Raw genomic sequence first — 22,053 nt, 5'->3', positions numbered from 1 at the left:
GGATCACTCCGGTTTCGTGGAGCGCCCGAGGAGCAGCGACACCGCGTCCTCGACCGACAGTCCCTTGTGGCACACGCCGTGGACGGCTTCGGTCAGCGGCATCTCGACGTCGTAACTCGCCGACAGCGCCAGCACCGACCGGCACGAGGTCACTCCTTCGGCGACGTGTCCGCCGGTGGCGGCCATCGCGGCCTCCATCGTGTCGCCCTGGCCCAGCCGCTCCCCGAAAGACCGGTTGCGCGACCGCGGGGACATGCAGGTGGCGACGAGATCTCCGATACCGGCAAGCCCGGCCAGCGTTGCCGGCTTGGCGCCCAATGCGATTCCGAGCCGCATGATCTCGGCCAGCCCGCGGGTGATGATCGCCGCCGCGGTGTTCTCCCCCAGCCCGGCGCCCGCCGCCATCCCGGACGCGAGGGCGATCACGTTCTTGCACGCTCCGCCGATCTCGGCACCGATCACATCGGCATTGGTGTACGGCCGGAAGTATCCGGTCGCCAGCGCTCGCTGCAACGCCACCGCGCGACCGGAGTCGCTGCACGCAATGACGGTGGCGGCGGGCTGCTCCGCGGCGACCTCACTGGCCAGATTGGGTCCGGTCACGACGGCGACGCGGGCGGGGTCGGCACCGGTCACCTGCACCACGACCTGGCTCATACGCATCAGCGTGTCCAGCTCGATGCCCTTGGCGAGGCTCACCAGAGTGGTGTCCGCGCCGAGGTGCGGGCACCACTGGGTCAGGTTGGCGCGCAGCGTCTGTGACGGCACGGCGAGCAGCACGGTGCACGCGCCGTCGAGCGCCTCCGCACAGTCGCCGGTGGCCCGGATCGAAGCCGGGAGATCGACGTCGACGTATCCGGGATTGCGGTGGGTCCGATTGATCTCGGCGGCCCGCTGCGGGTCGCGCGCCCACAACCTGACCCCGTTGCCGGCATCGGCCAGCACCTTCGCCAGGGCCGTACCCCACGCTCCCGCACCCATCACCGCAGCCTCGACCACGCCTGCAACACTAGCCGGGAATAACTGCTGGCAGGATGGCGCTCGTGCCCGGCATGAACACCTCTCCGGCCGCCGGCGCCCGAACCCCGGACGCGGGCGTCAGTGTGGTGATCGCGGTCAAGCGGCTGACCGCGGCCAAGACGCGCCTTGCCCCGGCGTTCCCGCCGGCCACGCGCGGCGGCATGGTGCTCGCGATGCTCGAGGACACGATCACCGCTGCGACGGCGGTGCCGGCGGTCCGGTCGGTCATCGTGGTGACTCCCGATGCCGATGCCGCTGCCGCTGCCGGCCGCCTGGGTGCGCTGGCCCTCGAAGATCCGACACCGGCCGGACATCGGGATCCGCTCAACAACGCGTTGGCCGCCGGTGAGACGCTCGCGCGCAGGAGTACTGCGAATGTGGTTGCCTTGCAAGGAGATCTGCCAGCGCTGCGGGATGCGGAGCTGGCCGAGGCGATCAGCGCGGCACGCGAGCACCGGCGCAGCTACGTGGCCGATCGCCACGGCACGGGGACCGCAGCACTGTTCGCGTTCGGCGTGCCGCTTCGCCCTCTGTTCGGGGCCGGATCGGCCGCCCGGCACCGCCGTTCGGGCGCGGTCGAATTGACCGGCGGCTGGCCCGGGCTGCGATGTGACATCGACACCGCGCAGGATCTGCTCGACGCCCGTCACCTGGGTGTCGGGTCGGCGACGTCGCAGGTGATCGGCGCGCTGCGGTGAACGGGTGTCCCTTCTGCTAGCCGCCGCGCCGGTGCATAGGGAATCATCGGGGCATGACCGAAGCGCAGACCCGGCCTGACACCGCCGACACCCCGGCGGACTCCACGGACCCCGCGGTGCCCGACACTGCACCCGAGGCGCCACCGGCCGCGACGTCACCGACGGTCGACAATCCGCTTCCCGAAGACCGTTACCTCAACCGTGAGTTGAGTTGGCTCGACTTCAATGCCCGCGTGCTGGCGTTGGCCGCCGATCCCTCACTGCCCTTGTTGGAACGCGCCAAGTTCCTGGCGATCTTCGCGTCCAACCTCGACGAGTTCTACATGGTGCGCGTCGCCGGTCTCAAGCGCCGCGACGAGATGGGGTTGTCGGTCCGCTCGGCCGACGGCCTGTCACCGCGCGAACAACTGCGCCGGATCAGCGAGCGCACCCAGCAGCTGGCGAGCCGCCACGCGCATGTCTTCCTCGACGCCGTGCGCCCGGCGCTGGCCGACGAAGGCATCGTGATCGTGACGTGGGCCGAACTCGACGACGACGAACGCGGCCGGCTCTCGACGTACTTCCACGAGCAGGTGTTCCCGGTCCTGACCCCGTTGGCGGTCGATCCCGCGCACCCGTTCCCGTTCGTCAGCGGTCTGAGCCTGAACCTCGCCATCACCGTCAAGCATCCCGACGGCGGACAGCATTTCGCACGAATCAAAGTGCCCGACAACGTGGATCGGTTCGTCGAGCTGGCCGCGCGGGAGGGCACGTCCGATGTCGCCCGGTTCCTGCCGATGGAAGAACTGATCGCCGCGTTCCTGCCGGTGCTGTTCCCCGGCCTGGAAATCGTGGAGCACCACGCCTTCCGGATCACCCGCAACGCCGACTTCGAGGTGGAGGAGGACCGCGACGAGGATCTGCTCAAAGCCCTCGAGCGGGAGCTCGCCCGCCGCAGGTTCGGCTCACCCGTGCGCCTCGAAGTCTCCGACGACATGACCGAAGGCATGCTCGAACTGCTGCTCCGCGAACTCGACGTCGCACCCGGGGACGTCGTGGAAGTGCCCGGACTGCTGGACCTCTCGTCGCTGTGGCAGGTCTACGGCGTTGACCGGCCGGCACTCAAGGACCGCCCGTTCGTGCCCGCCACACCGCCCGCATTCGGCGAACGTGAGACTCCCAAGAGCATTTTCGCGACGCTGCGCGACGGCGACGTGCTCGTCCACCATCCCTATGACTCGTTCTCGACCACCGTGCAACGCTTCATCGAGCAGGCGGCTGCCGATCCCAATGTGCTCGCGATCAAGCAGACGCTCTACCGCACCTCCGGTGACTCCCCGATCGTCAACGCGTTGATCGACGCCGCCGAGGCGGGCAAGCAGGTCGTGGCGTTGGTCGAGATCAAGGCCCGGTTCGACGAACAGGCCAACATCAAGTGGGCCCGTGCACTCGAACAGGCCGGCGTGCATGTGGTCTACGGGCTCATCGGGCTGAAGACCCATTGCAAGACATGCCTGGTGGTGCGGCGCGAGGGATCGATGATCCGCCGGTACTGCCACATCGGCACGGGCAACTACAACCCGAAGACCGCTCGGCTGTACGAGGACGTGGGTCTGCTGACGGCGGCCCCGGACATCGGTGCCGACCTCACCGACCTGTTCAATTCCCTGACCGGTTACTCCCGTAAGGAGTCATACCGCAATCTGCTGGTCGCCCCCTACGGGGTGCGGCGCGGCATCATCGAACGCATCGATCGCGAGATCGCGGCCACCCGTGACGGCGCGGAGGGCCGGATCCGCCTGAAGGCCAACGCATTGGTCGACGAGCAGGTCATCGACGCGCTCTATCGGGCCTCCCAGGCGGGGGTCCGGGTCGAGGTGGTGGTGCGTGGCATCTGTGCGCTGAAACCGGGCGGAGAGGGGTTCTCGGAGAACATCGTGGTGCGCTCGATCCTCGGTCGGTTCCTCGAGCATTCACGGATCATTCACTTCCGCGCCATCGACGAATACTGGATCGGCAGCGCCGACATGATGCATCGTAATCTCGATCGCCGCGTGGAGGTCATGGCGCAGGTCAAAGATCCGCGACTGACCTCGTCGCTGAACGACATCTTCGAATCCGCCCTGGATCCGCGGACGCGCTGCTGGGAACTCGGCGTCGACGGGAAGTGGACGGCATTGCCTCAGGAGGGACAGACGGTGCGGGATCACCAGGTGTCGATGATGGAAAGCCACCGCCATCAATAACCGGCCGATCCACCCGAGCAGGTTCGGCGCGTGAAGGCCGACCCCATCCTCGCCGCCGGCGCGGTGCTGTGGCGCCCGCACGAGTCCACAGGTGCTCCGGAGATCGCGGTCATCCACCGGCCGCGGTATGACGATTGGTCCCTGCCCAAGGGAAAACTCGAGCGCGGGGAGACCGAACCGGTCGCCGCGGTGCGAGAGATAGAGGAAGAGACGGGCTTCCGCGCACATCTCAGCCGCAGGCTGACGACGGTCAGCTACCCCGTCAAAGACACGACGAAGAAAGTCCGGTACTGGGCCGCCCGCAGCGTCAGAGGTGAATTCGCGGCCAACGACGAAGTCGACGAACTGAAGTGGCTGCCCCTCGACCAAGCGATGAGCCAAGTGGATTACGCGCTGGATCGCAAAGTGCTGCGCCGCTTCGCCAAGCTGCCGGTCGACACCAGGACGATGCTCATCGTCCGGCACGCCACCGCGGGAAGTAAGAAGCGGTACTCCGGCGATGACCGCGAGCGCCCACTGGACAAACACGGCCGTGCCCAGGCGGAGTCGCTGGTGGATCTACTGCTGGCCTTCGGCGCCCGCGAGCTGTTCGCCGCCGACCGCGTCCGCTGCCAACAGACCCTCGGCCCTCTCGCCGAGGAACTGGGCGTTCCGGTGATCAGCGAAACCGCCTTGACCGCAGAGGCATACGCGGACAAACCGAAGAGGGGCCGCCAGCGCGTGCTGGAGATCGCCGAGACGGCGTCTCACCCCGTGATCTGCACGCAGGGTGAGGTCATCCCCGATCTGATCGCGTGGTGGTGCGAACGCGACGGTGTGCGTCCCGACAAGTCACGCAACCGCAAGGGCAGCACCTGGGTGCTGACCCTGGCCGGCGGACGGTTGGTCAGCGCCGACCACATCAGTTCACCGCTGGCATCGCACTAGCCAGACACACGACAACGCCGTGGGCATCGGCCCACGGCGTCATCGGTGAAGCTGCGTTGCTCTGACTACGGTGTCGGCGAAACCGGTTACTTGCGACCGCGCTTGGCCGGAGCCTTCTTGGCCGGAGCCTTCTTCGCGGGTGCGGCCTTCTTGGCCGGAGCCTTGGTCGCGGCCTTCTTGGCCGGAGCCTTCTTCGCAGGCGCTGCCTTCTTCGCGGCAGTGGCCTTCTTGGCCGGAGCCTTCTTGGCAGGCGCTGCCTTCTTCGCGGGTGCGGCCTTCTTGGCCGGAGCCTTGGTCGCGGCCTTCTTGGCGGGAGCCTTCGTCGCGGCCTTCTTGGCGGGAGCCTTCGTCGCGGCCTTCTTGGCCGGAGCCTTGGTCGCGGCCTTCTTGGCCGGAGCCTTCTTCGCCGCCTTGCGGGCAGTGCCGGAAGCGGTCACACCGCGCTTGACGGCGGGGCCTTCGGCCGGAAGCTTCTGCGCGCCGGAGACAACCGCTTTGAACTGGGCGCCGGGGCGGAACGCGGGAACGGACGTGGGCTTGACCTTCACCGTCTCACCCGTGCGCGGGTTGCGGGCGACACGGGCCGCGCGACGACGCTGCTCGAAGACACCGAAGCCGGTGATGGTCACGCTGTCACCCTTGTGCACGGCGCGCACGATGGTGTCGACGACGTTCTCCACCGCTGCGGTCGCTTGCCGACGATCCGAGCCCAATTTCTCCGTGAGTACGTCGATGAGCTCTGCCTTGTTCATGCAAAACCTCCGGGAACTGTGGTCCTCTTTGGACCGACTAGAGGACACGGTAAACCCAATGGCTGTTGATTTCCAAGAGCCACGCGCAATTTCAGGCCGAGTCAGCGAACTTTTTTCAATCCGCTTGGCCCCCTTTGTGTCCTACCGAGCCCCCGTAAAAGAGGATTGCAGAGCGGATATTTCACGCCCGCAGACCGCCACTCAGGTCGCCAGAGTGCGAGGTTTCCAGTCGGGCCGGTGCGCCTCGTAATCTTCGATCTGATCGAGTTTTCGCAGCGTAAGGCCTATATCGTCGAGACCCTCGAGCAGTCGCCATGCGGTGTAATCATCAATCTTGAACGGCACCACCATCGTTTCGGCGGCGACGGTTCGATCTTGAAGATTGACAGTGATTTCCGTACCCGGGCGCTGCTCGATGATCTTCCACAACAATTCCACATCGTCTTGTGCGACTTCGGCCGCCAGGAGTCCGGCCTTACCCGCGTTGCCCCGGAAAATATCGGCGAATCGTGACGAGATGACCACCCGGAAGCCGAAGTCCATCAGTGCCCAGACCGCGTGTTCGCGCGAGGAGCCGGTGCCGAAGTCCGGCCCCGCCACCAGAACCGAACCCCGGTCGAACGGCTGCTGATTGAGCACGAACGACGGATCGTTGCGCCAGGCGGCGAACAGCCCGTCTTCGAATCCCGTTCGGGTCACGCGTTTCAGATAGACCGCCGGGATGATCTGGTCGGTGTCGACATTGGTGCGGCGCAGGGGCACGCCGATCCCGGTGTGGGTGGTGAAAGCGTCCATGACAGCGTCTCCGATTCTCAGTGGGTGGTCGCGGGGATCAGATCGGCCGGGGACGACAGGGTCCCCCGAACAGCGGTCGCGGCGGCGACGGCCGGCGACACCAGATGTGTGCGACCACCTTTGCCCTGCCGGCCCTCGAAGTTCCGGTTCGACGTCGAGGCGCACCGCTCACCGGGAGCCAGCTGATCGGGGTTCATTCCCAGGCACATCGAGCAGCCCGCCTGACGCCAGTCCGCTCCGGCCGCGGTGAAGATCTCGCCCAGGCCTTCGGATTCGGCCTGTGCGCGAACCCGCATGGAGCCGGGCACGATCAGCATCCGCACCCCGTCGGCGACGGTGCGGCCGCGCAGCACATCGGCCACCACGCGCAGATCCTCGATCCGGCCGTTGGTGCACGAGCCGACGAACACGGCGTCGACGGCGATGTCGCGCATCGGGGTACCCGCCTCCAGGCCCATGTAAGCCAACGCTTTTTCGGCGGTCTCGCGCTGGGCGTCGTCGAACATCGATTCGGGATCGGGCACGGCGGCGGACAGCGGCACACCCTGGCCGGGGTTGGTGCCCCAGGTGACGAACGGGCTCAGCGTCGACGCGTCGATGTGGACCTCGGTGTCGAATTCCGCACCGTCGTCGGTTCGTAGCTGCCTCCACGCCGCGACCGCCTCGTCCCACGCGGCGCCTGTCGGTGCGTGCGGCCGACCCTGGAGGAACGCGAAAGTGGTGTCGTCGGGGGCCACCATGCCGGCGCGGGCGCCCGCTTCGATACTCATGTTGCAGATCGTCATCCGGCCCTCCATGGACAGCGAGGTGATGGCGCTGCCCCGGTATTCGATGACATGTCCCTGCCCGCCGCCGGTTCCGATCTCGGCGATCACCGCGAGGATGATGTCCTTGGCGCTGACTCCGGGTGGCAGCTCACCGTCGACGGTGACGGCCATGGTCTTGAACGGCCGCAACGGAAGTGTCTGGGTGGCCAGCACGTGTTCGACCTCGGAGGTGCCGATGCCCATGGCCAACGCGCCGAAGGCCCCGTGGGTGGAGGTGTGGCTGTCGCCGCACACGACCGTCATGCCGGGCTGCGTGAGACCCAACTGCGGCCCGATGATGTGGACGATGCCCTGTTCGGCATCGCCCATCGGATACAGGCGCACCCCGAATTCGGCGCAGTTGCGGCGCAACGTCTCCACTTGGGTCCGAGACACCGGGTCGGCGATCGGCTTGTCGATGTCGACGGTGGGCACGTTGTGGTCTTCGGTGGCGATCGTCAGGTCGGGCCGCCGCACCGGCCGGCCGGCCATCCGCAACCCGTCGAACGCCTGGGGACTGGTGACCTCATGCACGAGATGCAGATCGATGTAGATGAGGTCCGGCTCCCTGGCGTCACCCTCGCCACCGCCCGCGACGACGACGTGATCGCTCCACACCTTCTCGGCGAGAGTCCGCGGCTTGTTCGCCATGTCCATTGACTATCTCACAATCTGGGAAGCTAGTATCTCCTTGTGAGACAGGATAGCGGTATCGGCGTACTCGACAAAGCGGTGGCTGTCCTCCACGCCGTCGCCGAGTCTCCCTGCGGCCTGGCCGATCTGTGCGACCGCACCGCGATGCCCCGCGCGACCGCACACCGGCTGGCCGTCGGCCTGGAGACGCACCGGCTGCTCGCGCGCGATGCCGACGGGCAGTGGCGTCTGGGCCCCGCGCTGGCCGAGCTGGGCAGCCACGTCCGAGATCCACTGGTGTCGGCGGGCGCCGTGGTGCTCCCGCGCCTGCGGGAGCTCACCGGTGAGAGCGTGCAGCTCTATCGCCGGGACGGCACCGCACGCATCTGTGTCGCGGCGCTGGAACCGCCTGCAGGTCTTCGGGATACGGTGCCTGTCGGCGCGCGCCTGCCGATGACGGCCGGCTCAGGGGCCAAGGTGCTGCTCGCCTACGCCGACCCTGCCACCCAGCGCAGCGTGCTGGCCGACGCGGCGTTCACCGACCGCGCGCTGGCCGATGTGCGCAGGCGCGGGTGGGCGCAGAGCGCGGCAGAACGGGAGCCCGGCGTGGCGAGCGTGTCAGCTCCGGTACGCGACGGCCGCGGCGCGGTGATCGCCGCGGTGTCGGTGTCCGGACCGATCGACCGGATGGGGAAGCGTCCGGGCGCGCGCTGGGCAGCCGATCTGGTGGCCGCCGCCGACGCTCTGACCCGGCGGCTGTAGACCTGAGGCTGGCCACATGAAAAAACTCGCAGGTCTGTCGAAGACCTGCGAGCAGTTGTACCCCCGATGGGATTCGAACCCACGCTACCGCCGTGAGAGGGCGGCGTCCTAGGCCGCTAGACGACGGGGGCTAGAACTCGTTACGGACGGTCAGCATAGCTGAGGGACACAGTGCTGACCTAATCCGCTCGTTGGCTGGGGTACCAGGACTCGAACCTAGAATGGCTGAACCAGAATCAGCTGTGTTGCCAATTACACCATACCCCATTGGCAGCCCATCACCGCAGGTCACGGGCTATTTTGTGGCCCTGGCGCCGCGCGGTGGTGCCGCGTGACGCCGTCTTGTAGGCCGACGAGCACACTACCAAAGATTCTCGGGTGGTTTTTCCACCCCCGTCACCCGGCCGCCGCGGCGTGGTCCCGGCCGGCTCGTAGCCGGGCCAGCGCCCGGTCTCGCCCCAGCAGTTCCAGCGATTCGTACAGCGGCGGGCTCACCGACGAGCCCGTCACCGCGACGCGAACCGGCCCGAAGGCCTTCCGCGGCTTGAGGTCGAGCCCGTCGATCAGGGCGGCCTTGAGAGCCTCCTCGATGTGCGGGCTGTTCCAGTCCTCGAGCGGCTCGAGGGCGCGCAGCGCGGCGTCGAGGACGGGCACCGCCTCGGGCCGCAGTTCCTTGCCTGCCGACTTCTCGTCGAGCGCGAACGAGCCGTCGTCGAGGAATTTCAGAAGCCCCCAGGCATCGCCGAGAACCACGATGCGGGTCTGCACCAGCGCGGCCGCTTCGGTGAACGCGTCGTCGTCGAGCCCCGTGTCATGGCCGTGGGTGCGGAAGAACTCGCCGAGACGGCGGGTGAAGTCGTGCGGCTCGAGCATCCGGATGTGCTCGGCGTTGAGCGCATCGGCCTTCTTCTGGTCGAATCGAGCGGGGTTGGAGTTCACGTCGACGACGTCGAACGCGGCCACCATCTCGTCGATGTCGAACACGTCGCGATCGTCGGCAATCGACCACCCCAGCAGCGCAAGGTAGTTGAGCAGGCCCTCGGGCAGGAAGCCACGGTCGCGATGCAGGAACAGATTCGACTGCGGGTCCCGTTTGGACAGCTTCTTGTTGCCCTCACCCAGGACCGGCGGCAGGTGAGCGAAGCGAGGCGTGTCGTCGGCGATGCCCAGCCGCACGAGCGCTGCGTAGAGCGCCAGTTGCCGTGGCGTCGACGGCAGCAGATCCTCGCCACGCAGCACATGGGTGATCTTCATCAGCGCGTCGTCGACCGGATTGACCAACGTGTACAACGGTTCTCCGTTGCCTCTGGTCAGCGCGAAGTCCGGGATCGAGCCGGCGGGGAAGGTCGTCTCGCCGCGCACCAGGTCGTTCCAGGTCATGTCCTCGTCGGGCATCCGCAGCCGGATGACGGGGGAACGCCCCTCGGCACGCAGCGCCGCGCGCTGCTCGTCGGTCAGGTCGCGATCGAAGTTGTCGTACCCGAGCTTGGGATTGCGCCCCGCCGCGAGATGGCGGGCCTCGACCTCCTCGGCGGTGGAGAACGCCTCGTAGGCCTCCCCGGCAGCGAGCAGCCGCGCCAGCACATCGGCATAGAGCTCCCGGCGGCCGGACTGGCGGTAGGGCTCGTACGGTCCGCCGACTTCCGGGCCTTCGTCCCAGTCGAGCCCGAGCCAGCGCAGCGCGTCCAGCAGAGCCTGGTAGCTCTCCTCGCTGTCGCGCGCCGAGTCGGTGTCCTCGATGCGGAACACGAATGTGCCGCCCGTGTGACGGGCGTAAGCCCAGTTGAACAACGCGGTACGGATCAACCCGACATGGGGTGTGCCCGTCGGGGACGGACAGAACCTGACTCTGACATTCGACGGGGTCACGATTTTCCTTTGCGCACAACGGGATTGGTGAGGGTTCCGATGCCTTCGATGCTGACGCTGACGCTGTCCCCGTGCTCGAGCGGGCCGACGCCTTCAGGCGTTCCGGTCAAGATGAGATCCCCGGGAAGCAACGTCATCACCGCCGAGATCCACTCGATGATCGCGCCGATGTCGTGGATCATCAACGACGTTCGGCTGCGCTGTTTCACCTCACCGTTGACCTCGGTACGGATCTCGAGGTCCGAGGCGTCCACATCGGTGACGATCCAGGGACCGACGGGACAGAACGTGTCGTGGCCTTTGGCCCGCATCCACTGGCCGTCCTTCTTCTGCTGATCGCGCGCCGACACGTCATTGGCGATCGTGTACCCGAGGATGTTCTCCGCGGCGCGCGAGGCGGGGACGTCCTTGCACGGGCGACCGATGACGGCGGCCAGTTCGCCCTCGAAGTGCACCGGGTGCGCGTCGGCGGGGAGCTGGATCGCGGTGTTGGGGCCGATGATCGCGGTGTTGGGCTTGAGGAAGATGATCGGATCCTCGAACGTGCCACCGCCCATCTCCTCGATGTGCGCGGCGTAGTTCTTGCCCATGCACACGACCTTGCTGGCGAGGATCGGCGCGAGCAGGCGCACATCGGCCAGGGGCCACTGACGGCCGGTGAATGTCGGTGTGCCGAACGGATGCTCGGCGATCTCCCGGGCGATCGCCTCGCCCGGATCGTCGAGGGGATTGTCGATGGGTCCTTCGATGGAGACGAAAGCCACACCATCTGGGCTGGCGATTCGACCGAGACGCATGTCAGTCAGCCTAGCCGCAGCGTCCTGCGCATCCGCGCGTGCACAGGCGACCCTCAGCATTTCTCATCATGTGAGAAGTGAGTTCAACATTTTGAGATACCCGTGCCACCATGGCTCCCATGGACACCTCCGCGATCAGCACCGCGCGGCGCTGGTCGATGCTGATCGTCGCTCTGGCCGCCACGTTGTGCGCCAACGTGTTCATCAACGGCGTGGCCTTCCTCATACCGACCCTGCATCGTGAGCGCGGCCTCGATCTCGCGCAGGCCGGACTGATGTCCGCGCTGCCTAGCCTCGGGATGGTGGTCACCCTGATCGCCTGGGGATATGTGGTCGACCGGTTCGGCGAGCGCACGGTGTTGACGTTGGGCTCGACGTTGACCGCGGCCGCCGGCTTCGGTGCCGCGTCGGTGGACTCGCTGCCCGCGGTCGGGGCCTTCCTCTTCGTGGGTGGAATGGCGGCCGCGAGCAGCAACACCGCCAGCGGCCGTCTCGTGGTCGGCTGGTTCGACGCCGACAAACGCGGATTGGTGATGGGCATCCGACAGACCGCACAACCGCTGGGCGTGGGCGTGGGCGCCCTGGTGATCCCCCGGCTGGCCGAAGCCGGCGGGGTGTCGGGAGCGCTGCTGTTCCCGGCCTCTGTCTGCGCCGTCGCGGCCGCCGTGTGTGCCGTCGCGGTGCTGGATCCGCCGAGGCCGGCGCGGGCAGAAGCCAGCCAGAGCGATCTCGCCAACCCCTACCGGGGTTCCACGCTGCTCGTGCGCATCCACCTCACCTCACTGCTGCTGGTGGCACCACAGGCGATGGTGTGGACGTTCACGCTGGCGTGGTTGATCACCGACCGGGGGTGGTCGGCCGGCTCGGCCGGCGCGATGGTGACGATCGCTCAACTCCTCGGCGCCGGCGGTCGGATCGCGGCGGGCCGCTGGTCCGACTTCGTCCTGCGCCGTTCCGGGGACGTCCTGAGCTCACGGATGAGGCCCATCCGGACGATCGCCGCGGCCGCCGCGGTGTCGATGGGGTTGCTGGCCCTGACCGACTGGCTGGACTCCCCCGTCAGCATCGCGCTGATGGTCGTCGCGTCGGTGGTCACGGTGTCCGACAACGGGTTGGCCTTCACCGCGATCGCCGAGGTCGCGGGACCGTTCTGGAGCGGCCGGGCCCTCGGCACGCAGAACACCACCCAGCTGCTCACCGCCGGCGTCACCCCGCCGCTGTTCGGTGCCCTGATCGGCGCCGCCGGCTACCCCGCCGCCTTCGCCGTGTGCGCACTGATCCCGCTGCTGGCGATCCCGTCGGTACCCGCGACCGCACCGGCTCACGCAGAAGACTCGGCCTGACTCGACCGTGGCAGCAGCATCAGGGCAGCGGCCAGGAAACACAGCGCCCCGACGAACGTGCCGAGGTTGGCCAGCCATTCGTCTTCGGTGACACCGGTCTTGCGCACGAACGCGGCCCCTGCAGACACCGCGAACGCGACGCAGCCGATGAGATTGACCGCTGCGGCCGACCAGTCGCGGGATCGCAGCTCGAACAGCGCGCCGACAGCCAGCATGCCCAGGACCCCACTGACCAGAAACGCCGTGGACCCGAACACGTCGGGAACCCATACGTAGCGCCGCTCACTGGCGACGGCGTGCGCCCACACCGAGGCTCCGGTGCTGACGTTGAACAGCACCGTCCCGGCCAATTGCACCGCTGCACTTGACCATTCCGCGCGACCGGCGCGGTCACTGCGGAGCAGTTGAATCCAGGCGGCGGTGGTGAAGAACCAAGATCCGCAGAAGCACAGCAGGTTCGCCCCGCCCGCGCCCCACCACGCCGCGACGCCGGGCGCGGTGGCAACGGCGAACAGCGAGGAGCCGACGACGAAGAGCCAGCACTGCGCAGACAGCGTGGCCAGTCGCCGGATGGCTACAGCTTTCCGAGGATGCGCTCGCCGACCTGCGCGGTGGAGAGCGCTGCGTCACCGCGAGTCGCCAGATGTTCGGCCACCGCCGCGTCCACACGGGCCGCCGCATCGAGCTCACCGAGGTGGGCCAGCAGCAGCGACACGCTCATGATGGCCGCCGTCGGGTCCGCGATGCCCTGCCCCGCGATGTCGGGGGCGCTCCCGTGCACCGGCTCGAACATCGACGGATTGGTCAGCGTCGCATCGATGTTGCCGCTGGCGGCCAGCCCGATGCCGCCGCACACCGCCGCGGCGAGGTCGGTGATGATGTCGCCGAACAGGTTGTCGGTGACGATCACGTCGAACCGACCGGGGTCGGTGACCATGTGGATCGTCGCTGCGTCGACGTGCTGGTAGGCCACCTCGACGTCGGGGTATTCGGCCGCGACGCTCTGCACGGTGCGCCACCACAGCGAGCCGGCGTGCGTCAGCACGTTGTTCTTGTGCACCAGCGTCAGGTGTTTGCGGCGGCCCTGCGCGCGATGGAACGCATCGAGTACGACGCGGCGCACCCCATAGGCGGTGTTGACGCTGACCTCGGTCGCGATCTCGTGTGGGGTGTCGACGCGGATCGCACCGCCGTTGCCGGTGTAGGGCCCTTCGGTGCCCTCGCGCACGACGACGAAGTCGATGTCCGGATCGCCGGCCAGCGGACTGCGCACCCCGGGATAGAGCCGACCCGGGCGCAGGTTGACGTGGTGGTCGAGCTCGAAGCGGATGCGCAGCAGCAGGCCGCGCTCGAGCACCCCGCTGGGCACCGACGGATCGCCGATCGCGCCGAGCAGGATCGCGTTGTGCGCCTTGAGTTCATCGATCACCGACTCGGGCAGCACCTCGCCGGTCTTGTGGTATTGCCGGGCGCCGAGCTCGTATTCGGTCTTCTCCACCCCGGGCAGGACGGCGTCGAGCACCGTGAGCGCCTGGCCGATCACCTCCGGGCCGATCCCGTCGCCGCCGATCACCGCGAGTTTCACCGGAGCACTCATGTCAGGTCGACCACTTCCAATGTCGCAGCGTGGACGTCCCGGCCGATGGTGGCCAGGACGTCGTCGGGCACGTTCCGATCCAGGCGCAGCATGATCGTCGCGCCCTGTCCGTCGGCGTCCTGGCTGAGCTGGGCGGCCAGGATGTTCACCTCGGCGCCGCCGAGCAGCGTGCCGATCTTGCCGAGCGCACCGGGCTGATCGTCGTAGTTGATGATCAGGTTCACGCCTTCGGCGCGCAGATCCAGGTTGCGGCCATTGATCTGAACGATCTTCTCCACCTGCTGCGGGCCGGACAGTGCGCCGGCCACGTTGACCGTGCTGCCGTCGGCGGCGACCGCGCGGACGTCGACGACGCTGCGGTGGTTCGGGCTCTCGGATTCGGTGTCGATGGACGCCTCGACGCCCCGCTCGGCAGCCAGCGCAGGCGCGTTGACGAAGGTGACCGGATCCTCGATGACCGCCGAGAACAGGCCGCGCAACGCCGAGAGGCGCAGTACCTCGACCTCCTCACTGGCCAGCTCGCCGCGCACCTGCACGCACAGGTTCGTGGGCAGTTCCGCCGACAGCGCACCGACGAGCAGGCCGAGCTTGCGGACCAGATCCAGCCACGGCGCGACCTCTTCACCGACCGCACCGCCACCGACGTTGACGGCGTCCGGCACGAACTCACCGGCCAGCGCGAGCTTCACGCTGGCCGCCACATCGGTGCCGGCGCGGTCCTGGGCTTCGGCCGTCGACGCACCGAGGTGCGGCGTCACCACGACCTGGGGCAGTTCGAACAGCGGGCTGTCGGTGCACGGCTCGGTGGCGAACACGTCGAGGCCGGCACCGCGCACGTGGCCGCTGGTGATCGCGTCGGCGAGGGCCTGCTCGTCGATCAACCCGCCGCGCGCGGCGTTGACGATGATCACGCCCGGCTTCGTCTTGGCCAGCGCGTCCTTACCGATCAGCCCGGCCGTCTCCTTGGTCTTGGGCAGGTGCACCGAGATGAAGTCGGCGCGGCCGAGGAGCTCGTCGAGGGTGAGCAGTTCGATGCCGAGCTGCGCCGCGCGGGCGTGCGAGACGTAGGGGTCGTAGGCGGTGATGTGCGCGCCGAATGCGGCCAGGCGCTGGGCCACCAGCTGGCCGATCCGCCCCAGGCCGACGACACCGACCGTCTTACCGAAGATCTCGGTGCCGGAGAACGACGACCGCTTCCAGGTGTGCGCGCGCAGCGTGGCGTCGGCGGCCGGGATCTGACGGGCCGCCGACAGCAGCAGCGCCAGCGCGTGCTCGGCGGCGCTGTGGATGTTCGAGGTGGGGGCGTTCACCACCAGCACACCGCGGGCGGTGGCTGCGTCGACATCGACGTTGTCCAGTCCGACGCCGGCACGGGCGACGATCTTCAGCTTGGGTGCCGCGGCCATCACCTCGGCGTCGACGGTGGTGGCGGAGCGCACCAGCAGCGCGTCCGCGTCGACGACGGCGGCCAGCAGCTTCTCCCGGTCCGGGCCGTCGACCCAACGGACCTCTACCTGGTCGCCCAACGCTTCGACGGTCGAGGGGGCCAGCTTGTCGGCGATCAATACCACGGGCAGACTCACGAGGCCTCAGCCTAGTGGGCTCTAATGATCGGGTGGTGGGCGGGAGAAACTCGAGCGTGGACGTCACCGTCGTCGGAAGCGGTCCGAACGGGCTGGCGGCCGCCGTCATCTGTGCGCGCGCGGGCCTGTCGGTCCGAGTGATCGAGGCCCAACCCACCGCCGGTGGTGGCGCCCGCTCGGCGCCTGACCCCGAGTACCCCGGCGTCGTCCACGACATCTGCTCGGCCGTGCACCCGCTCGGGGTGGCCTCTCCGTTCTTCGCCGAGTTCGACCTCGCCGCACGTGGGGTACAGCTGCGCACGCCGGAGATCTCGTACGCGAACCCGTTGCCGGACCGGCCCGCTGCCGTCGCCTACCGCTCGCTGGAGCGCACCTGCGCAGAACTGGACGACGGCGCGTCCTGGCGCCGGCTGTTCGGCCCGCTGACCGAACACGTCGACGGCGTGCTCGGCTTCTTCCTCGGCGACAAGCGTTCACTGCCACCGGATCTCGTCACCACGGTGCGCACCGGGTTGCGGGTTCTGGCGATGGGTAGCCCCGCATGGGGACTGTTGCGCGGCGGGGATGCCCGGGCTCTGTTCACCGGGGTTGGCGTACATGCCATTTCGACGATGCCCTCACCTGTCAACAGCGGCGCGGGCTTGATGCTCGGGACGGTGGCGCACACCGCCGGCTGGCCGGTGCCCGTCGGCGGCACGCAGGCGATCGCCGATGCCCTGATCGCCGACCTGCAGGCCCACGGGGGCGACGTGGTGCTCGGCGAACCCGTCACCGCACCGCCCCGCGGGGTCGTCATCTGGGATACCGCGCCGACCGCACTGCTCGACATCTACGGCGACGCGGTACCGGCGCGTTATGCAAAAGCACTGCGGCGCTACACGTTCGGCCCTGGCGTCTGCAAGGTCGACTTCGTGCTCTCCGGCGAGATCCCCTGGCGCGACCCGCGCCTCGCCCAGGCGGGCACCCTGCACATGGGCGGTACGCGAGCGCAGATGGCGCTGGCCGAACGCGAGATCGCCGCAGGCCGCCACGCCGAGTGGCCGATGACACTGGCCGCGCTGCCGCACGTGGCCGATCCGTCCCGCGTCGACGACCAGGGCCGTCGGCCGCTGTGGACCTACGCTCATGTTCCCGCGAACTCGAGCGCAGACCTGACCGAGACGATCACCGGCCAGTTCGAGCGCGCCGCGCCCGGTTTCCGCGATCTGGTGCTCGCCGCGCGGTGCGTGCCCGCCGCCCGGATGGCCGCCCACAACGCGAACTACGTCGGTGGCGACATCATCGTCGGCAGCGCAACGTTGTTCGCGGCGATGGTGGGACCCACACTGCGGGCGAACCCATGGACCACGCCGATTCCCAAGGCCTACCTGTGCTCGTCGGCCACGCCGCCGGGGACGGGTGTGCACGGCATGGCGGGCTACTACGCGGCGCGCACGGTGTTGCGGCGCGAATTCGGCATCACGACCCTGCCGCAGCTGTCGCCCTGATCGTCGCCCCCAGTCCCCCAGACCCGCGCGTAGTCTCGCGTCATGACCAAGCTTGCAGTGATCTACTACTCGGCCACCGGACACGGCACCACGATGGCCAATCGCGTGGCCGCCACGGCGGAATCGGCGGGCGCCGAGGTGCGCCTGCGCCACATCGCCGAAACCCGCGACCCGGAATCCTTCGCCGAGAACCCCGCATGGACCGCCAATTACGAAGCGACAAAAGAACTTCCGGCCGCGACCGGCGACGACATCGTCTGGGCCGACGCGGTGATCTTCGGATCCCCCACCCGCTTCGGCAACACCGCCTCACAGTTTCGGGCCTTCATCGATTCTCTCGGCGGCCTGTGGGCCCAGGGCAAGCTCGCCGACAAGGTCTATGCCGGCTTCACCTCGTCACAGACCGCGCACGGCGGCCAGGAGACCACGCTGTTGACCCTTTACGTCACGCTGATGCACTTCGGCGGGATCATCGTCGCGCCCGGCTACACCGACGGAGTGAAGTTCGCCGACGGAAATCCCTATGGCGTGGGGCATGTGACAGGTCCCGAGAACCGCAACGAGTTGGACGAGGCCACCCTGGCCGCACTCGACCATCTGGCGCGTCGGGTGGTCAGCACCGCCGAGCGCCTCTCCTAGAGACACGAAAGTCGGTGCCGTTCACACAGAACGGCACCGACTTTCGGGGGCGAACCTAAGCGGTTTCGGTGATCGGGCGGTCGACCCAGCTCATCAGGTCACGCAGCTTCTTGCCGGTGACCTCGATCGGGTGCTCGGCGTTCTCCTTGCGGAGCTGCTCGAGTTCCTTGTTGCCACCCTCGACATTGGCGACGAGCCGCTTGACGAACGTGCCGTCCTGGATGTCCTTGAGGATGTCCTGCATCCGCTTCTTGGTGTCGGCGTCGATGACGCGCGGACCCGACAGGTAGCCGCCGAACTCCGCGGTGTCGGACACCGAGTAGTTCATCCGCGCGATGCCGCCCTCGTACATGAGGTCGACGATCAGCTTGAGCTCGTGCAGCACCTCGAAGTAGGCCATCTCGGGGGCGTAGCCGGCCTCGACCATGACCTCGAAGCCGGTCTTGACCAGTTCTTCGGTGCCGCCGCACAGCACGGCCTGCTCACCGAAGAGGTCGGTCTCGGTCTCCTCTTTGAAGGTGGTCTTGATGACGCCGGCGCGGGCACCGCCGATGGCCTTGGCGTAGGACAGCGCGAGCGCCTCACCCTCGCCCTTGGGGTCCTGATCGACGGCGATCAAGCAGGGCACGCCCTTGCCGTCGACGAACTGACGACGCACGAGGTGGCCCGGCCCCTTGGGCGCGACCATGCCGATCGTGACGTTGGCGGGAGGCTTGATCAGCCCGAAGTGGATGTTCAAGCCGTGGCCGAAGAACAGCGCATTGCCGTCTTCGAGGTTCGGCTCGATGTCATTCGTGAAGATCTCGGCCTGCGCGGTGTCGGGTGCCAACAGCATGATGACGTCGGCCCACTTGGCGACCTCAGCCGGGGTGTCCACCTCGAGGCCCTGCTCGGTGACCTTCTCGCGGGACTTCGACCCCTCCTTGAGGCCGACCTTCACCTGCACACCGGAGTCACGCAGGCTCAGCGAGTGCGCGTGCCCCTGGCTGCCGTAGCCGATGACGCCGACCTTGCGGCCCTGGATGATCGACAGGTCCGCGTCGTCGTCATAGAACATCTCAACTGCCATTGTCGTGAATCTTCTTTCTGCTCTTCGCTTGTCGTTGACTACTTGGTGCTGATACCGCGAGGGCCGCGGGACAGCGACACCACACCGGATTGGACGATCTCCCGGACCCCATAGGGCTCGAGCACCCGTAACAGCGCCTCGATCTTCTCAGGTGTCCCGGTGGCCTCGACCGTCAGTGACTCGTTGGAGACGTCGACGACCTTCGCGCGGAACAGGTTGACCGCCTCGATGACCTGACCGCGGGTGGCGGCGTCGGTGCGGACCTTGATGAGGGCGAGCTCGCGGGAGACGGAGGCCTCCTCGTCCTGCTCGACGATCTTGATCACGTTGATCAGCTTGTTGAGCTGTTTGGTGATCTGCTCCAACGGCGACTCCTCGACGTCGACCACGATGGTCATCCGCGAGAGGTCCTTGTGTTCGGTGGCGCCGACGGCCAGGGACTGGATGTTGTACCCGCGCCGCGAGAACAGCGATGCCACCCGGGCCAGGACGCCCGGTTTGTCCTCGACGAGCACCGACAGGGTGTGCGTGGTGGTCATCAGGCGTGTCCCTCTTCGTTGTCGAACAGCGGCCGAATCCCGCGCGCTGCCTGGATCTCGTCGTTGCTGGTGCCTGCGGCGACCATCGGCCACACCTGCGCGTCGGCGCCCACGACGAACTCGATGACCACCGGGCGGTCGTTGATCTCGCGCGCCTGGTTGATCACGTCTTCGACGTCCTCTTCGCGTTCACAGCGCAGCGCGACACAGCCCAGCGCCTCGGACAGCTTGACGAAATCCGGGATGCGACGGGTGTGTGTGGCCAAATCGGTTTGGCTGTAGCGCTCCTCGTAGAACAGGGTCTGCCACTGCCGCACCATGCCGAGGTTGCCGTTGTTGATCAGCGCGACCTTGATCGGCACACCTTCGATGGCGCAGGTGGCGAGCTCCTGATTCGTCATCTGGAAGCAGCCGTCGCCGTCGATGGCCCACACCTCGGTGTCGGGGCAGCCCATCTTCGCGCCCATCGCGGCGGGCACCGCGTAGCCCATCGTGCCCAGCCCACCGGAATTCAGCCAGGTCTTGGGCTTCTCGTACTTGATGAACTGCGCCGCCCACATCTGGTGCTGGCCCACGCCGGCCACGTAGATCGCGTCCGGGCCGGCGATCTTGCCCAGCGTCTCGATCACGTACTCCGGCGAGAGGCTGCCGTCGCTCTGCGGCCCGTAGCTCAGCGGGTACGTCGACTGGATTCCGCTGAGGTACTCCCGCCAGTTGTCCAGCGGTGTGGAGCCGAGGCCACCGTCCCGGCGCAGGGCGTCGATCAGGTCGGCGATGACGGCCTTCACGTCGCCCACGATCGGCACGTCGGCGTGCCGGTTCTTGCCGATCTCGGCGGGATCGATGTCAGCGTGGATCACCTTGGCTTCGGGCGCGAACGAATCCAGCTTGCCCGTCACGCGGTCGTCGAAGCGGGTGCCCAGGGCGATCAGCAGATCGCTGCGCTGCAGCGCCGCCACCGCTGCCACGGTGCCGTGCATGCCGGGCATGCCGAGGTTCTGCGGGTGGCTGTCGGGGAACGCGCCCCGCGCCATCAACGTGGTCACCACCGGGATACCGGTGAGCTCGGCCAGCGCCAGCAACTCCTCGGAGGCTTCGCCGCGGATGATGCCGCCGCCGACGTAGAGGACCGGCTTGCGTGCTGCCGCGATCAGCTTGGCGGCTTCCCGGATCTGCCGGTTGTGCGGTTTGGTGTTCGGCTTGTAGCCGGGCAGCTCGAATTTCGGCGGCCAGCTGAAGGTGCACTGGCCCTGCAGCACGTCCTTCGGGATGTCGACCAGCACGGGCCCCGGCCGACCGCTGGCAGCGATGTGGAACGCCTCGGCGATGACGCGGGCGATGTCGTCGCCGTTGCGGACCAGGAAGTTGTGCTTGGTCACGGGCATGGTGATGCCGGAGATGTCGGCTTCCTGGAAAGCGTCGGTGCCGATCAACCCGCGGCCGACCTGACCGGTGATGGCCACCACCGGAATCGAATCCATGTAGGCGTCGGCCAGCGGTGTAACCAGGTTGGTGGCGCCGGGGCCAGAGGTGGCCATGCACACCCCCACCCGCCCGGTCGCATGGGCGTAGCCGCTGGCGGCGTGGCCGCCGCCCTGCTCGTGCCGGACCAACACGTGGCGCAGCTTCACCGAGTCGTAGAGCGGGTCGTAGACGGGCAGCACCGCACCGCCGGGGATGCCGAAGATGACGTCGACATCGAGTTCCTCGAGTGCGCGGATGACGGCTTGTGCGCCGGTGAGCGCAACGGGCGCAACCTTTTTGGGCTGCGACGGAGTGGGGGCGGCGGTGCGGGTCCCGTTGGCCGGGGTCGCCGGCTGCTCAGGTGCTCGCGTGGTGGGTGCGCTCACGGTGTCCTCTGTGTCCTGTCCGGCCTGGTCTGGCTTGGGTAGATCTTCTCAAATCGGTGCTGGGGCAACAAAAAACCCCCGTCAGCCGGGAGGCTGAGCGAGGGTTGCGCGTCGATGCGGTGGTGCTATGCCCGGACCAGGGCTAGCGCGGCATCAACGCGCAACCCAATTACTACGAGCGAGCCCGGGATCTGCATAGCTCCCGACGGTAGCCCGCGAACCGGACTTCGGTCAAATTGCGGCGTGGGTGGGGATGGGATGATGGGACGCATGGCCTCCACGTCGTCGCCCGCCCCGGTCGTGATCCGCATCTCCCCCATGGCGCACCTCGCGGTCGTGCTCTTCGCGCTGGCTCTGCTGTCTATCGTGTTCGCCGGGCCCGGCTGCTTCGTCCTGTTGCTGTTGATCCCGGTCGCCCTGTCGATCGTGATCGCGCGCTACCGCACGGTCGCCGACCGGGACACCGTCACCGCGCGCACACTGTTCGGCACGCAGACGATGCGGTGGGAGGACATCGACGGACTGCGATTCGGCAAGAAAGCCTGGGCCCTGGCTCGGCGTTCCGACGGGACCGAGGTCTCGCTGCCCGCCGTCACGTTCGCCAGCCTGCCGGTGCTGACGGCCGCCAGCGGCGGGCGAGTGCCGAACCCGTACGACTAGCC

Annotated in this window: 20 protein-coding genes and 2 tRNA genes; 8 read left to right on the top strand and 14 right to left on the bottom strand. The window is 67.8% G+C overall.

Going from position 1 to position 22,053, the window contains the following annotated elements:
- Positions 1 to 3 precede the first annotated feature (3 nt).
- Positions 4 to 981 carry an NAD(P)H-dependent glycerol-3-phosphate dehydrogenase gene (locus MHN84_RS07820; RefSeq protein WP_255730143.1) on the bottom strand — a complete coding sequence of 326 codons (978 nt, stop codon included), beginning with the start codon at positions 979 to 981 and terminating at the stop codon, positions 4 to 6.
- Between the two features lie 71 nt (positions 982 to 1,052).
- On the opposite strand from MHN84_RS07820, the gene cofC reads away from it, so the two are divergent.
- From cofC to MHN84_RS07805, 3 genes are read left to right on the top strand one after another with little or no spacing between them, the layout of a single operon-like run.
- Positions 1,053 to 1,718: a 2-phospho-L-lactate guanylyltransferase gene (gene cofC / locus MHN84_RS07815; RefSeq protein ID WP_241204060.1), complete on the top strand. Its 666-nt coding sequence runs from the start codon at positions 1,053 to 1,055 to the stop codon at positions 1,716 to 1,718.
- Positions 1,719 to 1,771: 53 nt separating this feature from the next.
- A complete protein-coding gene (locus MHN84_RS07810) occupies positions 1,772 to 3,943 on the top strand; it encodes an RNA degradosome polyphosphate kinase (RefSeq protein WP_241204059.1) in 2,172 nt (723 codons plus the stop codon).
- A gap of 30 nt (positions 3,944 to 3,973) precedes the next feature.
- Positions 3,974 to 4,870: an NUDIX domain-containing protein gene (locus MHN84_RS07805; protein ID WP_241204058.1), complete on the top strand. Its 897-nt coding sequence runs from the start codon at positions 3,974 to 3,976 to the stop codon at positions 4,868 to 4,870.
- Between the two features lie 86 nt (positions 4,871 to 4,956).
- Here the strand turns inward: MHN84_RS07805 and MHN84_RS07800 are convergent, their stop codons facing one another.
- From MHN84_RS07800 to leuC, 3 genes are all read right to left on the bottom strand, one after another.
- The gene (locus MHN84_RS07800; protein ID WP_241204057.1) at positions 4,957 to 5,622 is read right to left on the bottom strand and encodes an HU family DNA-binding protein; all 666 of its coding nucleotides are present in this window, start codon (positions 5,620 to 5,622) and stop codon (positions 4,957 to 4,959) included.
- A 201-nt stretch (positions 5,623 to 5,823) separates the two neighbouring features.
- Entirely contained in the window at positions 5,824 to 6,417 is a 594-nt protein-coding gene (gene leuD / locus MHN84_RS07795; RefSeq protein WP_241204056.1) for a 3-isopropylmalate dehydratase small subunit, read from the bottom strand.
- A gap of 17 nt (positions 6,418 to 6,434) precedes the next feature.
- On the bottom strand, positions 6,435 to 7,880 hold the full coding sequence (gene leuC / locus MHN84_RS07790) for a 3-isopropylmalate dehydratase large subunit (protein ID WP_374238337.1): 1,446 nt from the start codon (positions 7,878 to 7,880) through the stop codon (positions 6,435 to 6,437).
- Positions 7,881 to 7,916: 36 nt separating this feature from the next.
- On the opposite strand from leuC, the gene MHN84_RS07785 reads away from it, so the two are divergent.
- Complete coding sequence (locus MHN84_RS07785; protein ID WP_241204054.1) at positions 7,917 to 8,618, top strand: IclR family transcriptional regulator; 702 nt, start codon at positions 7,917 to 7,919, stop codon at positions 8,616 to 8,618.
- A gap of 58 nt (positions 8,619 to 8,676) precedes the next feature.
- Here MHN84_RS07785 and MHN84_RS07780 read toward each other — a convergent pair.
- The 4 genes from MHN84_RS07780 to MHN84_RS07765 all read right to left on the bottom strand — a co-directional run bounded on the left by MHN84_RS07780 (position 8,677) and on the right by MHN84_RS07765 (position 11,284).
- A tRNA-Glu gene (locus MHN84_RS07780) sits at positions 8,677 to 8,749 on the bottom strand.
- 61 nt (positions 8,750 to 8,810) lie between these two features.
- Positions 8,811 to 8,885: transfer RNA gene (locus tag MHN84_RS07775), tRNA-Gln, on the bottom strand.
- Between the two features lie 129 nt (positions 8,886 to 9,014).
- On the bottom strand, positions 9,015 to 10,487 hold the full coding sequence (gltX, locus tag MHN84_RS07770) for a glutamate--tRNA ligase (RefSeq protein ID WP_241204053.1): 1,473 nt from the start codon (positions 10,485 to 10,487) through the stop codon (positions 9,015 to 9,017).
- Positions 10,484 to 11,284, bottom strand: coding sequence for a fumarylacetoacetate hydrolase family protein (locus tag MHN84_RS07765; RefSeq protein WP_241204052.1), 801 nt, complete (start codon positions 11,282 to 11,284; stop codon positions 10,484 to 10,486). The genes gltX and MHN84_RS07765 overlap by 4 nt, the downstream gene beginning before the upstream one ends.
- A 119-nt stretch (positions 11,285 to 11,403) precedes the next feature.
- On the opposite strand from MHN84_RS07765, the gene MHN84_RS07760 reads away from it, so the two are divergent.
- Positions 11,404 to 12,627, top strand: coding sequence for an MFS transporter (locus MHN84_RS07760; RefSeq protein ID WP_241204051.1), 1,224 nt, complete (start codon positions 11,404 to 11,406; stop codon positions 12,625 to 12,627).
- On the opposite strand, the gene MHN84_RS07755 is transcribed toward MHN84_RS07760, so the two are convergent.
- Genes MHN84_RS07755 through serA form a run of 3 tightly spaced genes read right to left on the bottom strand, consistent with a single transcriptional unit; the run spans position 12,606 to position 15,807 of the window.
- Complete coding sequence (locus tag MHN84_RS07755; RefSeq protein WP_374238341.1) at positions 12,606 to 13,199, bottom strand: hypothetical protein; 594 nt, start codon at positions 13,197 to 13,199, stop codon at positions 12,606 to 12,608. The two genes, MHN84_RS07760 and MHN84_RS07755, sit on opposite strands and share 22 nt — an antisense overlap.
- 2 nt (positions 13,200 to 13,201) lie before the next feature.
- The gene (locus MHN84_RS07750) at positions 13,202 to 14,212 is read right to left on the bottom strand and encodes a 3-isopropylmalate dehydrogenase (protein ID WP_241204211.1); all 1,011 of its coding nucleotides are present in this window, start codon (positions 14,210 to 14,212) and stop codon (positions 13,202 to 13,204) included.
- A gap of 8 nt (positions 14,213 to 14,220) precedes the next feature.
- Positions 14,221 to 15,807: a phosphoglycerate dehydrogenase gene (gene serA / locus MHN84_RS07745; RefSeq protein ID WP_241204050.1), complete on the bottom strand. Its 1,587-nt coding sequence runs from the start codon at positions 15,805 to 15,807 to the stop codon at positions 14,221 to 14,223.
- 56 nt (positions 15,808 to 15,863) lie between these two features.
- On the opposite strand from serA, the gene MHN84_RS07740 reads away from it, so the two are divergent.
- A complete protein-coding gene (locus MHN84_RS07740; RefSeq protein ID WP_241204049.1) occupies positions 15,864 to 17,294 on the top strand; it encodes an NAD(P)/FAD-dependent oxidoreductase in 1,431 nt (476 codons plus the stop codon).
- 42 nt (positions 17,295 to 17,336) lie between these two features.
- Entirely contained in the window at positions 17,337 to 17,933 is a 597-nt protein-coding gene (gene wrbA, locus MHN84_RS07735) for an NAD(P)H:quinone oxidoreductase (protein ID WP_241204048.1), read from the top strand.
- A gap of 55 nt (positions 17,934 to 17,988) precedes the next feature.
- On the opposite strand, the gene ilvC is transcribed toward wrbA, so the two are convergent.
- The 3 genes from ilvC to MHN84_RS07720 are packed head-to-tail and all read right to left on the bottom strand — an operon-like array spanning position 17,989 to position 21,391.
- Positions 17,989 to 18,990: a ketol-acid reductoisomerase gene (gene ilvC / locus MHN84_RS07730; RefSeq protein ID WP_241204210.1), complete on the bottom strand. Its 1,002-nt coding sequence runs from the start codon at positions 18,988 to 18,990 to the stop codon at positions 17,989 to 17,991.
- Positions 18,991 to 19,040: 50 nt separating this feature from the next.
- On the bottom strand, positions 19,041 to 19,544 hold the full coding sequence (ilvN, locus tag MHN84_RS07725) for an acetolactate synthase small subunit (protein WP_241204209.1): 504 nt from the start codon (positions 19,542 to 19,544) through the stop codon (positions 19,041 to 19,043).
- A complete protein-coding gene (locus MHN84_RS07720) occupies positions 19,541 to 21,391 on the bottom strand; it encodes an acetolactate synthase large subunit (protein WP_241204047.1) in 1,851 nt (616 codons plus the stop codon). Before MHN84_RS07720 ends, ilvN begins: the two co-directional genes overlap by 4 nt.
- A 270-nt stretch (positions 21,392 to 21,661) precedes the next feature.
- Here MHN84_RS07720 and MHN84_RS07715 point away from each other — a divergent pair, with 270 nt between their 5' ends.
- Positions 21,662 to 22,051, top strand: a complete 390-nt coding sequence (locus MHN84_RS07715; RefSeq protein WP_241204046.1) for a PH domain-containing protein — start codon at positions 21,662 to 21,664, stop codon at positions 22,049 to 22,051.
- The last annotated feature ends 2 nt before the right edge of the window (positions 22,052 to 22,053 follow it).

The sequence above is a fragment of the Mycobacterium sp. PSTR-4-N genome, assembly GCF_022348085.1.
Taxonomy (GTDB): domain Bacteria; phylum Actinomycetota; class Actinomycetes; order Mycobacteriales; family Mycobacteriaceae; genus Mycobacterium.
The sequence above is the reverse complement of the archived record's forward strand: the minus strand, read 5'-3'. Positions and strand labels throughout refer to the sequence as shown.